General features: G+C 51.3%; 12 protein-coding genes and 1 rRNA gene. 6 read left to right on the top strand and 7 right to left on the bottom strand.

Annotated features, from left to right (window positions below; genetic code table 11):
• Together BLP53_RS11745 and BLP53_RS11740 are read right to left on the bottom strand one after the other, a co-directional pair.
• Window positions 1-118 (bottom strand): 16S ribosomal RNA (locus tag BLP53_RS11745); the annotation flags it as partial.
• Window positions 119-452: 334 nt separating this feature from the next.
• Window positions 453-776: a cupin domain-containing protein gene (locus tag BLP53_RS11740; protein WP_091472344.1), complete on the bottom strand. Its 324-nt coding sequence runs from the start codon at window positions 774-776 to the stop codon at window positions 453-455.
• 113 nt (window positions 777-889) lie between these two features.
• Between BLP53_RS11740 and BLP53_RS11735 the strand changes: the two genes are divergently transcribed.
• Both BLP53_RS11735 and BLP53_RS11730 read left to right on the top strand, forming a co-directional pair.
• The gene (locus BLP53_RS11735) at window positions 890-1,846 is read left to right on the top strand and encodes an L-threonylcarbamoyladenylate synthase (RefSeq protein ID WP_091472343.1); all 957 of its coding nucleotides are present in this window, start codon (window positions 890-892) and stop codon (window positions 1,844-1,846) included.
• Window positions 1,847-1,905: 59 nt separating this feature from the next.
• The gene (locus BLP53_RS11730) at window positions 1,906-2,268 is read left to right on the top strand and encodes a hypothetical protein (RefSeq protein ID WP_245652817.1); all 363 of its coding nucleotides are present in this window, start codon (window positions 1,906-1,908) and stop codon (window positions 2,266-2,268) included.
• A gap of 77 nt (window positions 2,269-2,345) precedes the next feature.
• Here the strand turns inward: BLP53_RS11730 and ssb are convergent, their stop codons facing one another.
• The gene (ssb, locus tag BLP53_RS11725) at window positions 2,346-2,870 is read right to left on the bottom strand and encodes a single-stranded DNA-binding protein (protein ID WP_091472342.1); all 525 of its coding nucleotides are present in this window, start codon (window positions 2,868-2,870) and stop codon (window positions 2,346-2,348) included.
• Window positions 2,871-2,875: 5 nt separating this feature from the next.
• On the bottom strand, window positions 2,876-4,267 hold the full coding sequence (locus tag BLP53_RS11720; RefSeq protein ID WP_091472341.1) for an MFS transporter: 1,392 nt from the start codon (window positions 4,265-4,267) through the stop codon (window positions 2,876-2,878).
• Window positions 4,268-4,366: 99 nt separating this feature from the next.
• Between BLP53_RS11720 and uvrA the strand changes: the two genes are divergently transcribed.
• Window positions 4,367-7,201, top strand: a complete 2,835-nt coding sequence (gene uvrA / locus BLP53_RS11715) for an excinuclease ABC subunit UvrA (protein WP_091472340.1) — start codon at window positions 4,367-4,369, stop codon at window positions 7,199-7,201.
• 135 nt (window positions 7,202-7,336) lie between these two features.
• Here the strand turns inward: uvrA and mtgA are convergent, their stop codons facing one another.
• From mtgA to BLP53_RS11700, 3 genes are read right to left on the bottom strand one after another with little or no spacing between them, the layout of a single operon-like run.
• Window positions 7,337-8,023 (bottom strand): monofunctional biosynthetic peptidoglycan transglycosylase, encoded by a 687-nt coding sequence (mtgA, locus tag BLP53_RS11710; protein ID WP_091472339.1) that lies wholly within the window; start codon window positions 8,021-8,023, stop codon window positions 7,337-7,339.
• A gap of 15 nt (window positions 8,024-8,038) precedes the next feature.
• Window positions 8,039-8,851, bottom strand: a complete 813-nt coding sequence (gene aroE / locus BLP53_RS11705) for a shikimate dehydrogenase (RefSeq protein ID WP_091472382.1) — start codon at window positions 8,849-8,851, stop codon at window positions 8,039-8,041.
• Between the two features lie 7 nt (window positions 8,852-8,858).
• Window positions 8,859-9,308: a rhodanese-like domain-containing protein gene (locus BLP53_RS11700; RefSeq protein ID WP_091472338.1), complete on the bottom strand. Its 450-nt coding sequence runs from the start codon at window positions 9,306-9,308 to the stop codon at window positions 8,859-8,861.
• A gap of 350 nt (window positions 9,309-9,658) precedes the next feature.
• Between BLP53_RS11700 and glnA the strand changes: the two genes are divergently transcribed.
• The 3 genes from glnA (at window position 9,659) to glnL (ending at window position 12,911) form a co-directional block, all read left to right on the top strand.
• A complete protein-coding gene (glnA, locus tag BLP53_RS11695; RefSeq protein WP_091472337.1) occupies window positions 9,659-11,068 on the top strand; it encodes a type I glutamate--ammonia ligase in 1,410 nt (469 codons plus the stop codon).
• Window positions 11,069-11,194: 126 nt separating this feature from the next.
• The gene (locus BLP53_RS11690) at window positions 11,195-11,686 is read left to right on the top strand and encodes a DUF4124 domain-containing protein (RefSeq protein WP_091472336.1); all 492 of its coding nucleotides are present in this window, start codon (window positions 11,195-11,197) and stop codon (window positions 11,684-11,686) included.
• A 124-nt stretch (window positions 11,687-11,810) separates the two neighbouring features.
• Window positions 11,811-12,911, top strand: a complete 1,101-nt coding sequence (glnL, locus tag BLP53_RS11685) for a nitrogen regulation protein NR(II) (protein WP_091472381.1) — start codon at window positions 11,811-11,813, stop codon at window positions 12,909-12,911.
• Window positions 12,912-13,001: the final 90 nt, after the last annotated feature.

Genomic DNA, 13,001 nt, shown 5'->3' with positions numbered 1-13,001 from the left:
TATATTACTCACCCGTTCGCCACTAATCCCCTTAGCAAGCTAAGGTTCATCGTTCGACTTGCATGTGTAAAGCATTCCGCCAGCGTTCAATCTGAGCCAGGATCAAACTCTTCAGTTTAATTCCTAACTATTACTTTTTACCTCTTTCGAGGCGGTATTCGATTCGCTTATATCTCAAATTCATTTCAAGGTATGTGTGTAAAAAACACTGTACATACTTGTCATAAATCTAAGTGTAAAGCATTTGTATTTTCTGAGGCTTCTACGCATTAAATGCGCTTCACCAAAACCACAAACACCCACACTTATCAGTCATCTAAATTTTTAAAGAACAGTCAGCTCTCAAGCCGTTTTCGCTACCGTTGTTGCGTAACGAGGTGCGCATTATATAGGGCTGAGCTTTACGGTCAACCCCTATTTTTCATTTTTACAATTTTGTTACAACTTGATAATTATTTCTTGAAAGCTGCCTTGATACGCAGCCAGGTTTGCGTCAGCACATTACCATCCAGATGGTAATGCTTGTGTAATGGCCGCTTCACTTCCCACACCACTTTAAGGCCGGCAGGAAACACCACAAAATCGCCTTTACCGAAAGTCACCGGCGAACCGCCGACCGGTGTCACCACACACTCACCTTCCAATATATAAGCCTGCTCTTGTTCATGAAATATCCAGTCAAAAGTCGACACCTCTTTTTTCCAGGTGGGCCACTTGGAAACACCTAAGGCATTTAATTGTGTTTCGGCAGGATTGTGTTGAACTTGAATTTGCATGCTGCGGCTCCTTATATCAAAGCGGGATATCAAAGCGGGCATTTTATAGGAACCAACGCTTTAGCAGCCATGGTTTTCAATAGTAAAATAGGATTTTTAACAAATTAGAGTACATGATGCGTATCAGCCCGGCAAAGGCGATTGACCTGCTGCAGCGCGGCGAAGTGGTCGCCATCCCGACAGAGACGGTATATGGATTAGCGGCGGATGCCAGTAATGAATTGGCAATTGCCAAGATCTACGCCACCAAACAGCGGCCAGCCAACAATCCACTGATTGTACATATTGCCAGTGCCACACAAGTGGTTGATTGGGCAAGTGAGTTCCCGCCACTCGCCCACAGATTGGTACAGGCATTTTGGCCGGGACCACTGACATTAGTACTGCCAGCACGCGCAGAAGTATCGACTATTGTGCGTGCCGGCGAGCCCACGGTGGCTTTGCGTGTTCCAGCCCACCCGATCGCGCTTGCATTGCTGCGTGACAGCGGTTTAGGTTTGGCCGCCCCTTCCGCCAATAAATATACGCAGCTGAGCCCCACCACGGCAGATCATGTGGAAGCAGGATTGGGCGCAGAGATTCCGGTACTGGACGGTGGCGCGTGCCAGATCGGGATTGAATCGACCATTGTCAGTATCACAGGCGATACCTGGCAATTATTGCGTCCTGGCATGATTGATGAAGCCGCCATTACCCTGATTGCAGGAAGGCCGGCCAATCAATCAGTGACACATACACCAAAAGCGCCAGGGCAGCACTTGCTGCACTACTCCCCGCACACCCCTTGTTTATTATTCACTTCGCGCCCAGCGCTGATGGACTACGCCGCAAATAAGCCCGGCGGCGCCGCTTTATTATTTGGCGATGACATCGCCAACCTCAAAACAACCATTACCTTGCCAGCGGAGCCTGCAGTAGCGGCGGAACAACTGTATGCTTCCCTACATACACTGGACGCTGCACAAGCCTCTGTGATCCTGATTGAATCACCTCCAGATACGCCAGCCTGGGCCGCTGTACGCGACAGGCTGCAACGCGCCACTTATCAACCTGTTTCGCAAAACGATTGAGTCCGCCCCTCATGACTGGCACAATATTCTTTTAGACGAGATCCAAAACAATAAAACACATGATGAAAAACGCTTATCAATTTTCGCTCCTGATAGTGGCTGCCACCTTATTATTCGGCTGCAAAAGTTTTGAAATGCCTAATGTTTTTGATAAAGGCACCAAAGAAACACCGCGCTATGGCAAAGACGCTATTTACTATCAATGTGAGAACTATCAGTCTTTTGGCCTGAAATTTTCTAAAGATGAGGAAGAGGCTTGGGTAATGTTACCGGACCATGAAATCAACCTCCTCAGGGATGCCAAAGACAAACAGCTTTATCATTACGGCACGATGGACTTACGTTTGAATGGCGATCAAACCACACTAGATGACAGCGATCACTTACATTTAAAAGGCTGCAAGCCGCCAGCGGCAAAATAGCATCAAGTGAACAAGTAATTGAATAATAAAAAAGCCCGAAGTTTTCGGGCTTTTTTATTTGTGCAAACTGACAAATATTAAAACGGAATATCGTCATCAAAATCGTCGAAATTACCGGCAGGCTTGCTCGCAGCTGGCTGAAAGGCGTTACGATTACCCCCACCCGCATTACCGCCACCCATCGCTGGCTGACGTGAGGGTGCCTGGTTGTAATCGTCCATACCACTGCCCTGATCCATGTCACCCCCCTCATAAGCGGTGCTGCCACCTTCACGGCCGGTACCCAGCATTTGCATCTGGTCAGCTACGATCTCGGTGCTGTAACGCGTGACACCATCTTTTTCCCATTTACGGGTTTGCAAACGGCCTTCCACATATACCGGACGACCTTTCTTCAAGTATTCGCCTGCGATTTCAGCCAGTCGGCGGTACATGACGATGTTATGCCATTCGGTTTTTTCCTGGCGTACGCCGGACTTGTCTTTCCAGTTCTCTGTGGTAGCGATACTGAAATTGGCGACCGCTTCGCCATTCGGCATGTAGCGGATTTCCGGGTCACGCCCCAGATTGCCCATCAAAATAACTTTATTGACTGATGCCATGACAATTAACTCCCTATCCTGTTCATGATCGCTTGCGACAATGCCGCCTGAAATTCTTTACTGCGCTGGTTCTCCAACTTTACCATGAGCATGGTTTCAGAGGGAATCGCAACCACTTCATACACGCCTTCCATGGCGCGTACATCTTGCGCCAGCCGGGCGGCTTGCGCATCATTATACCCTTGTATGTGGAACATTTTGGTTTTGACGCTGGGCGGTGGCTGCATGCCTAATGCCAGACCAAACCAGATCAGCATCAATGCGGCGCAGAAGACAAATACCGTGGCGCTCCCATAGCTGTGTGATAACCAGCCGCCCAGCGCCGCCCCCAGGAACATGCCAAACGATTGCGCGGTATTGTGCACGCCCATTGCCGTGCCTTTGGCTGCCACGGGTGCCATTTTTGAAATCAGTGATGGCAGGGAAGCTTCCAGGATATTGAATGCGACGAAGTAAGAGAACAATGTCGCGACAATACCCCACAAACTATGCAGGCTGAACATAAAGGCAATCTGCGTCAGCAGCATCAATGCCACCGCACTGACAAACACCGGTTTCAGCTTGGCTTTTCTTTCGGCATAAATAATGGCTGGCACCATTAGAATAAATGACAGCACCAGCACCGGCAGATAAATTTTCCAGTGCGCATTTTCATTGAGGCCGGTACTATGCTTGATCGCAAACGGCACCACCATAAACATGGCCATTTGTGCGCCATGCAAACAGAAGGTTCCGAAATTCAGGCGCAATAACTGCGTGTCACGCAATACTTCCCGCATACGTGCCGGCACCGCCTGCGCATCCGAATGCATATGCGCATTGAGTGGCGTGGGTACCCCAAATTTAACCACCGCAATGGCCGCCACGGATAACACCGCCATTAACCAGAACATGCCTGGCACGCCTATCCACTGGTTAAGCACAGGGCCGAGCACGAGTGAAACGGCAAAGGTCATGCCTATGGTGGCGCCTATCATCGCCATTGCCTGCGTCCTGTGTTCTTCGCGCGTTGAGTCTGCCACCAGCGCCGTAATCACGGCAGAAATGGCACCCGCCCCCTGGATGGCGCGTCCGGCAATCACCATATAGATATCCGTGGCAGTGGCGGCACAAATACCGCCGATGGCGAACAGTAACAACCCGACATAAATCAGTTTTTTGCGGCCGAAGCGATCCGATGCCATGCCAAACGGTAACTGGAAGATGACCTGCATAAAGCCGTAAGCGCCCAATGCTAGGCCGATCAGGGTGTGGTTACTACCACCTTCCAGCGTTTCTGCATAAATGGCAAAAATGGGTAGAATCAGGAACATGCCCAGCATGCGCAGGCCGTAAATAGAGGCGAGCGCAATAGAGGCGCGTGTCTCCAGTCTGGTCATTTTTTCAGAAAACTGCATGGCGATATCAATAATGAAGCTTGGGCGCCAGAAGAAACTTTGGCTAATTCAGAATAATTGCGTATATTATCAGGTTGGCTGTCTGTTCGTGAAAGTATCATGGAATTTATCAAAATTCGCGGGGCGCGCACCCACAATCTGAAGAACATCAATCTGGATATTCCACGCAACCAGTTAGTGGTTGTTACCGGGCTCTCCGGCTCGGGAAAATCCTCGCTGGCTTTTGATACGCTTTATGCAGAAGGGCAGCGCCGCTATGTAGAAAGTTTATCGGCTTATGCGCGCCAGTTCCTGGCACGCATGGACAAACCGGATGTCGACCTGATTGAAGGTTTGTCGCCTGCGATTTCCATCGAACAGAAATCCACTTCGCACAACCCGCGCTCCACTGTGGGTACCGTGACTGAAATCCATGACTATTTGCGTTTGCTGTACGCACGTGCAGGCGACCCGGAATGCCCGGATCACGGCATCAAGCTGGAAGCGCAAACCGTCAGCCAGATGGTGGACAGCATCCTCAAACTGCCGGAAGACACAAGACTGATGGTGCTGGCACCTGTTGTTTCCAACCGTAAAGGCGAACAGCTGGATCTGTTTGATACGCTCAAGGCACAAGGATTTGTGCGCCTGCGCATTGATGGCAAAGTCTATGAAATGGATGAGTTGCCACAACTGGCCAAAACTACCAAACATAGCGTGGACGTGGTGGTTGACCGCCTCAAGGTGCGCGAAGACATGAAACAGCGTATCGCTGAATCGCTGGAAACTGCCTTGCGGCTGGCCGATGGTAAAGTGATTGCGCTGGAAATGGATACGGACAAAGAACATTTGTTCTCGGCCAAGTTTTCCTGCCCGGTGTGTGACTACTCACTGGCGGAACTCGAACCGCGCTTGTTCAGTTTTAACAACCCGATGGGCGCCTGCCCGAAGTGCGATGGCCTGGGCCAAGTCACGTTTTTTGACCCCAAGCGCGTGGTGGCTTTCCCACATTTATCACTGGCCAGCGGTGCCATTAAAGGCTGGGATAAACGTAACCAGTTCTATTTCCAGATGCTGGCCAGCCTGAGCCAGCATTATGGTTTCGACCTGGAGTCCCCATTTGAAAACCTGCCGGAAGAAATCCAGCAAACTTTGCTATTCGGTTCCGGTCGCGAACAAATCACGTTCAAATACCTGAATGAGCGTGGCACATTCTTCAGCAAGTCACATACGTTTGAAGGCATTATCAACAACCTGCAACGCCGCTACCGCGAGAGCGACTCAACTGCGGTGCGTGATGAACTGGCCAAATATATCAACGCCACGGCATGCCCAGATTGTGCCGGTACCCGCTTGCGCAAGGAAGCACGCCACGTCAAGGTCGGTGACCGCAATATCCACCAGATTTGCGAAGTGCCGCTCAAACAGGCGCTGAGTTTCTTCGAGAATTTACACCTCAGCGGCCAGAAGCTGGCGATTGCCGACAAAATCGTCAAGGAAATTGAAAGCCGCTTGAAATTCCTGACCAACGTCGGCCTGGATTATTTATCCCTGTCACGTTCGGCCGAAACCCTGTCCGGCGGTGAAGCGCAGCGCATCCGCCTGGCCTCGCAAATCGGCAGTGGCCTGACCGGCGTGATGTACGTGCTGGATGAGCCATCCATCGGACTGCACCAACGCGACAATGACCGTTTACTGGAAACGCTCAAGCGTCTGCGCGACCTCGGCAATAGCGTTATTGTGGTCGAGCACGACCAGGATGCGATCCAACTGGCGGATTTTATTGTCGATATCGGGCCTGGTGCCGGCGAACATGGCGGCAAGATTGTGTCAATTGGTACCCCGGCTGAGATTGAGGCTGACCCTAACTCACTGACCGGTCAATATATCAGCGGTAAAAAACAGATTCAGTTCAAACTGCCGCGCACCAAACCTGATCCCGAGCGCATGCTCAGGCTGAACGGTACCACCGGCAACAACCTGAAAAATGTCAGTGTCGAAATTCCGGTCGGCCTGCTGACTTGCGTGACGGGTGTGTCAGGCAGTGGTAAATCCACCCTGATTAACGATACGCTGTACCGCGCAGTGGCCAGCCACTTGTATGGCAGCAGCACTGAACCTGCGCCCTACCAAAGCATTGAAGGGCTGGAGTTTTTTGACAAGGTGGTCGATGTCGACCAAAGCCCGATTGGCCGCACACCACGTTCCAACCCCGCGACTTATACCGGTCTGTTTACCCCTATCCGCGACTTGTTTGCCAGCGTGCCGGAAAGCCGCGCACGCGGTTACGGTCCTGGCCGTTACTCATTTAACGTCAAGGGTGGCCGTTGTGAAGCCTGCCAGGGTGATGGTGTCATCCGCGTTGAAATGCACTTCCTGCCAGATGTATATGTGCCATGCGATATCTGTAAAGGCCATCGCTACAACCGCGAAACCCTGGAGATCCAGTTCAAGGGCAAGAATATCCGTGAAGTACTGGAAATGACGGTGGAACAGGCGCATCAGTTCTTCAGTGCACAACCCGTGATTGCACGTAAACTCAAAACACTGTTGGATGTCGGCTTGGGTTATATCACGCTGGGGCAATCTGCCACCACCTTGTCCGGTGGCGAAGCGCAACGTGTGAAACTGGCGCTGGAATTAAGCAAGCGCGATACCGGCCGTACCTTGTATATCCTGGATGAACCCACCACCGGCCTGCACTTTGCCGATATCCAGCTGTTGCTGGACGTGATCCACCGCTTACGTGACGCGGGTAATACCGTAGTGATTATCGAGCACAACCTGGATGTGATTAAAACCGCAGACTGGCTGATTGATATGGGACCGGAAGGTGGTGATGGCGGAGGTACCGTGGTCGGCATAGGCACGCCGGAAACACTGGCAAAAAATACGGCCAGTTATACCGGCCGTTACCTCACACCCTTGTTAAAAACACTCGCTGTTCAGGGCTAAGGTTAACATGCAACCGATCCCCAGGTGCCTGTGAGGCACCTGCTATTTGTGTGCGGCGGAACCACATTCAAATAGTTATAAGCGCTATTCTATGGGCGATGCTGCGTGGCTAATCTTCTGAACAAGCCATGGAAATCAAGGTATTTTGACCAATCGCATCCTGGCCTGGATGGTAGCCGCATGACGGCCCAGGAAGCGCGTTTTGCGATGCACATCGTAAAAGCGCGGGTTTGGAATTATGGCCGCCAGATACGCAGCTTCTGGCGGGCCCAGTGCTTTGGCACTGCCGTGAAAATAGTGTTTCGCAGCCGCTTCCGCCCCAAACACCCCATCACCCCACTCAATCACATTGAGGTAGATTTCCAGAATCCGGCGTTTGCTCAATAATTTTTCCAGCATAAAGGTAATCACCGCCTCCTGCGCTTTACGCCACGGCGTTCTATGGCCGGATAGAAACAGGTTTTTGGCCAATTGCTGGGTAATGGTCGAACCACCGGCTACAATCCGGCCTTGTTTGAGATTCTTTGCAAACGCCGTTTCTATGCCATTCCAGTCAAAACCATTGTGTTCCACAAACTTGCTATCCTCTGCCGCAATCACTGCCCGCTTTAAATGACCGCTGATACGGGCATACGGCACCCATTGCTGCTGCAGTTTTGCCTTGGGATTGGTCGCCTGCATCACCTCCAGCCGTGCCTGCATAAAGGCGGTGGAACCCGGATTATGATCGACCCACCAGAGAATATGTAATAACACCCAGACCTGATACAGGAATACCCACAGCAGCAATATGCCCAGGAACAGTTTGAGAGTTTGCTTCATGATACTGAAGTGTAATCAGAACTGGCGGAATGACTTGATCACTGGCGCAGTCTGCGGACGCAAACCATGCCAGCTGTGAAAAGCTTCAGCGGCCTGCTCCACCAGCATCCCCAAGCCATCTGCCACTTGCGCACCGGCCGTACGCGCCTGCTGCATAAAAGGCGTGTCGCGCCCATACATCATGTCATACGCCAGCGTATTGGCAGTAAACACGCAATCAGGGATTGGTAACTTGCTATCGGTCAACCCGGCAGACGTCGCGTTAATCACCAGGTCAAATGACTGGTCGAGTGCCTCAAACGTGCTGGCGCTGGCCTCCAGGGAATGTCGAATGGCTGCCACCATGGGCAGCGCCTTACCTGGCGTGCGGTTGGCAATCACGATCTGCGCTGCATCCAGCAGGGAGCCCAGCACGCCTTGGGCCGCACCGCCAGCACCCAGCATCAGGAGCCGCTTGCCAGCGATGGAGAAACCGAGATTATTTTCAATATCACGTCTCAACCCGGCCCCATCGGTATTATCACCGCGGATCTGCCCCTCCCCCAGAAAAGACAAGGTATTCACTGCGCCCGCTTCCAGTGCCTGTGCGCGCTCACTTAAGCTATTGCATAGATTAAAGGCTTCAAACTTGAAGGGCACGGTCACATTGGCGCCAAGAAAACTTTCTGCCTGCAATCTGTGCACGGTTTCGGTAAAGCCATCCAATGGCGCCAGTATTTTCTCGTAGCTGATGACCTTGCCAAACTGCGCGGCAAACGCCTGGTGTATCAGCGGCGATTTGCTGTGCGCTATGGGGTGGCCAATCACCGCATATTTCTCAACTGTCATACGGAAATTAGTTTGTCCAGGGTAACCCGGCATGCTTCCAGCCGTTGATCAGTGTGCGCTGCTTATGCTCATTGGCTTCGCCTTCGAAGCCCTCCAGCATGTTATAAGCCTTGCTGTAACCCAGTTGCTGCGCCAATAACGCGGCATTGTGGCTGCGGCCACCGGTACGGCACATAAACACAACCGTGCTGTTTTTATCCACTTGCGCCTGCAATTGCGCCGCAAAATCCGGGTTGGCAACCATACCAGGGTAAAAAGCCCATTCAATATGCGTCACACCTGGAACGCGCCCTACCAGTTCCAGTTCGGCACGTGACCGGACATCCACCAGCATGACAGAACCATCCTGTTGCATTGCCTGATAGGTTTCTTCCGGCGTCAACGCGCCCGCATACGGCAGATGATTCTGGGCGGCACGCACTTGCGCCTGATTTAAAATATTTCCTGCGTTATCCAAGTAACACCTTCATTTCCTGATCAAATAATGACTAAAAAGCTTGAGTATATCTGCAAAAGTGGGCCCGCAATGCAATGCACCATTTTTGTGCCTAATTTGTTGTAATGCACACTAATGGTGCCATCCGTTTTCACTATTTTATGCGACTTCCCTCTAAACCGCACAAAATGCCTATGCTGGGGTGGCACGCTTCCTGCTAATATTACACACTAAGATTTACCGGTGACTGGACCCTTTCCAGTCACCGACACATCATAAATGTATTACTCACGGTCCGGGGCATCCGCAACATGCCCCGGTTTTTGTGTGTGACTTAATTCGTTTAGACCCTTATCCCTGAGGAGAATGTAATGTCCGTTGCAAACGTAATGAAGCTGGTTGCAGAAAACGACATCAAGTTTGTTGATTTCCGCTTTACCGATACCAGAGGTAAAGAACAACACGTGACCGTGCCTGTTTCTCACTTCGACGAAGATAAATTTACTGAAGGCCATGCGTTTGATGGCTCTTCCATCGCTGGCTGGAAAGGTATCCAGGCATCCGATATGCAATTGATGCCTGATCCGGAAACTGCATTTATCGACCCATTCTTTGATGAGCCCACACTGGTATTGACCTGTGACGTGGTTGACCCAGCGGATGGCAAAGGTTATGACCGTGACCCACGCTCTATCGCAAAACGCGCTGAAGCTTACCTGAAATCCAGCGGCCTGGGCGACACTGCATTCTTTGGTCCGGAACCTGAATTCTTTATTTTTGACAGCGTTGAGTGGAACGCTGGCATGCAAGGCTGTTTCGTTAAAATCAACTCGGAAGAAGGCGCCTGGGCATCCGGCGAAAAATTCGAAGGCGGTAACACCGGTCACCGTCCGGCAGTTAAAGGCGGCTACTTCCCGGTGCCACCTGTCGACTCGCTGCATGACATCCGTTCCGCCATGGTCATGACTTTGGAAGAGCTGGGCGTGCCTGTTGAAGTGCACCACCATGAAGTCGCGACTGCCGGCCAGTGCGAAATCGGCACCAAATTCAGCACCCTGGTACAACGCGCTGACTGGACACAAATCCTGAAATACGTGGTGTTAAATACCGCTCACGCTTACGGCAAAACAGCCACATTCATGCCAAAACCAATCGTTGGCGACAATGGTTCCGGTATGCACGTTCACCAGTCCATCTGGAAAGACGGCAAAAATCTGTTTGCAGGTAACGGCTACGCTGGCCTGAGTGATTTCGCGCTGTATTACATCGGCGGTATCATCAAGCATGCACGCGCCCTGAACGCAATCACCAACCCAGGCACCAACTCATACAAGCGCCTGGTGCCAGGCTTTGAAGCCCCAGTGAAACTGGCTTATTCTGCCAAGAACCGTTCTGCTTCTATCCGTGTCCCATTCGTACACAGCGATAAAGCACGCCGTATCGAAGCCCGTTTCCCGGATCCTACTGCCAACCCGTACCTGGCATTCGCTGCCTTGATGATGGCAGGCCTGGACGGTGTTCAGAACAAGATCCACCCAGGTGAACCAGCGACCAAAGACCTGTACCATCTGCCAGCAGAAGAAGATGCATTGATCCCAACCGTATGTTCTTCACTGGACCAGGCGCTGGAAGCATTGGACAAAGACCGTGAGTTCCTGACACGCGGTGGTGTATTCTCCGACGACTTCATTGATGCCTACATTGCATTGAAGATGGACGAAGTAACTAAACTGCGCATGACGCCTCACCCAGTTGAGTTCGGCCTGTACTATTCCTGCTAATCGCAAGAGAGTGCACCAAAACAGGGCAGCCATGGCTGCCCTGTTTTTTTATAATCACCGGATAGCGTCAACGATTTCTGTTCAGGACGCGTTGATAACGCGAAAAATCTACTCTAAACTATTGCCATGCAAAGACTTTTTTACCTGATCGCCTGTATGCTGGTCACCCAGCCCGGCTTCGCGGATATTTATAAGTATACCGATAGCAATGGGGTGACGACCTATACCAATATCAAGCCGGATGGTAAACAAAAGCCTGAATTAATTATCACCGGCCCCAAAGAAGCATCCCCTTCGCCTGCTGCGCGTGAAAGAAAGCCAGCCGCAAAACCCGCCTCGCCAGCCAATTTCCCAAAAGTGGATAGCCAGCTCCAGCAGCAGCGGGACCAGAAACGCCGCGATATTCTCATCAGCGAATTAGATCAGGAAAAACAAGCACTTGAGAACGCAAGGCAGCTATACGAAGAGGCTAAGAATACCCCTGAAGTCTACAAAACAGCCAAAGGGAAAACCTTCAGGAATGTCGCAAAGTATGAAGAGAAACTGCGGATTATCGAGGCCGAAATCCAGGCGCATGAACGCAATATCCAGTTACTCAATAAAGAGTTGAATCTATAGAAAAGCCTTATTGACAAGATTTTTACCTTAATCCTTGCAACTGCCAGAGTTGGCCTGGTTGTTGCTTTAAAACAGGGCATGACCAGGTATATTACCGTGACTACGCATGCAGATTAACAAAGATATGGTCCAAAAATCTCCTGACGGCTTTAGCGGTTTAGAGCATCTCGCTACAGCGGTGATCCTGCTTAACCGCCAGCTCGAAGTCACCTATGCCAACTCCAGCGCAGAGACCTTATTTGCTTTTAGCGCCAACCAGATTCACGGCCTGCATATTCATGACGTATTTGTGAATTGCGATATCCTGCAAATGGCCGTCACACAGGCAGTACAAACACAAGGTCCTTTTCGTGAACATGAGTTCACGCTCACCACGCAGCGGGGCCATACCACGGCCGTCACCTGCACCGCGACACCGATTTCCTCGACGTTTAACCAAACGCCGGAAGACATGCTGATTCTGGAGTTTGTACAAATGGACCAGCAACTGCGCATCGCGAGGGAAGAGCGCATGCTGATCCAGCAACAAGCCAACTCCGAACTGTTACGCAACCTGGCCCATGAGATCCGCAACCCCCTGGGTGGTCTGCGTGGTGCAGCGCAACTCCTTGAGTTTGAATTGCCGCAACCCGGCCTGAAAGAATACACGCAAGTCATCATCAAAGAAGCGGACAGGCTGCACAGCCTGATGGACAGGTTGCTGGCCCCGCATCGCGTACCCAAATACGAACCCACCAACATTCATGAAGTGCTGGAGCGCGTGCGCAGCCTGTTGCTGGCCGAATCACCCAACAATATCCGTGTGATCCGCGATTATGACACCAGCCTGCCTGAACTGATCGGCGACCGTGAAAAACTGATACAGGCAGTATTGAATATTGCACGTAATGCCGCGCAGGCTATGCAACAAAGCTCCACCAAAGATGCCACCATTACTTTCCGTACCCGCGCAGAGCGCCAGATTACCCTGGCCAGGAAGCGCTACCGCGTCGGCATACATCTGGAAATTATTGATAACGGGCCCGGCATCCCGGCGGGCATCAAAGAACGTATTTTTTATCCGCTGGTATCCGGTCGCGAAGGTGGCACAGGACTGGGCCTGGCATTGGCACAAACTTTTATTACGCAGCATCATGGCATGATTGATTGCGAATCACAACCGGGCAAAACCATTTTCCATATTTTATTGCCGATTGAAAGCATGCAATTTAAATCGCAGCCATGAGAAACCATGAGAGCAACGCATAAAAAGCAGCCATCGTTTTTTCTGCCAATGACTCTATCCTCATTAACCAAACAAGAAAAGAAGTGAAGC

The sequence above is a fragment of the Methylophilus rhizosphaerae genome (genome assembly GCF_900100975.1).
Lineage (GTDB): Bacteria > Pseudomonadota > Gammaproteobacteria > Burkholderiales > Methylophilaceae > Methylophilus > Methylophilus rhizosphaerae.
Note: the sequence above shows the minus strand (reverse complement) of the source record. Positions and strands in the feature narration are given on the sequence as shown.

Excerpts from the sequence above, each read along its gene's own strand:
- BLP53_RS11730 (WP_245652817.1), top strand. The coding sequence starts at position 1,906 with ATGATGAAAAACGCTTATCAATTTTCGCTCCTGATAGTGGCTGCCACC.
- ssb (WP_091472342.1), bottom strand. The coding sequence starts at position 2,870 with ATGGCATCAGTCAATAAAGTTATTTTGATGGGCAATCTGGGGCGTGAC.
- uvrA (WP_091472340.1), top strand. The coding sequence starts at position 4,367 with ATGGAATTTATCAAAATTCGCGGGGCGCGCACCCACAATCTGAAGAAC.
- BLP53_RS11740 (WP_091472344.1), bottom strand. The coding sequence starts at position 776 with ATGCAAATTCAAGTTCAACACAATCCTGCCGAAACACAATTAAATGCC.
- BLP53_RS11720 (WP_091472341.1), bottom strand. The coding sequence starts at position 4,267 with ATGCAGTTTTCTGAAAAAATGACCAGACTGGAGACACGCGCCTCTATT.
- glnL (WP_091472381.1), top strand. The coding sequence starts at position 11,811 with ATGGTCCAAAAATCTCCTGACGGCTTTAGCGGTTTAGAGCATCTCGCT.
- BLP53_RS11735 (WP_091472343.1), top strand. The coding sequence starts at position 890 with ATGATGCGTATCAGCCCGGCAAAGGCGATTGACCTGCTGCAGCGCGGC.
- BLP53_RS11690 (WP_091472336.1), top strand. The coding sequence starts at position 11,195 with ATGCAAAGACTTTTTTACCTGATCGCCTGTATGCTGGTCACCCAGCCC.
- mtgA (WP_091472339.1), bottom strand. The coding sequence starts at position 8,023 with ATGAAGCAAACTCTCAAACTGTTCCTGGGCATATTGCTGCTGTGGGTA.
- glnA (WP_091472337.1), top strand. The coding sequence starts at position 9,659 with ATGTCCGTTGCAAACGTAATGAAGCTGGTTGCAGAAAACGACATCAAG.
- aroE (WP_091472382.1), bottom strand. The coding sequence starts at position 8,851 with ATGACAGTTGAGAAATATGCGGTGATTGGCCACCCCATAGCGCACAGC.